Genomic DNA, 480 nt, shown 5'->3' on the forward strand with positions numbered 1-480 from the left:
AGATGGACTTTCAACGAAGAAGTTCAGAATCTCGTCACGCAGATTTTTACAGAAATGTACGTTATAGAATACAATTTTGATTCTGAAACAAAAAAGCAGACTAAAACCGTTCAAATACCGGAAAATGAATTGCCCTCCCCTCTCCCGGACAATTACACTGTTTTGAGTACATACAACGGTATCTGTAATGTATATATAACAGAAAATGTAACTACTGTTACGTTAAATTACAATATCACTGAAAAAGTATCATGGGACGAGATTCTGAACAAATATCTTGACCAGAATCAGCGTGAAAAATATAAAAATTATTACGATCGCAAGGGCGGTGCTATTAAAGCGTTTTCTTCTCCCTTTGCATTTGACTGGTCAAATACAATTACATCTCCGTTTGGCTACAGAACATGGGACGACGGCAGTACGGAATTTCACAAGGGTCTTGATTTCGGCGTTCCCAACGGTACGGAAATACTGGCTGTA

General features: G+C 38.1%; 1 protein-coding gene. It reads left to right on the plus strand.

Features of this window, described 5'->3' with window-relative positions; translation table 11 throughout:
• The coding region (locus OCV67_RS13525) for a M23 family metallopeptidase (protein WP_178085195.1) at positions 1–480 on the plus strand (480 nt) is incomplete at both ends.

It is taken from the genome of Porcipelethomonas ammoniilytica, assembly GCF_025567485.1.
GTDB lineage: Bacteria > Bacillota > Clostridia > Oscillospirales > Ruminococcaceae > Porcipelethomonas > Porcipelethomonas ammoniilytica.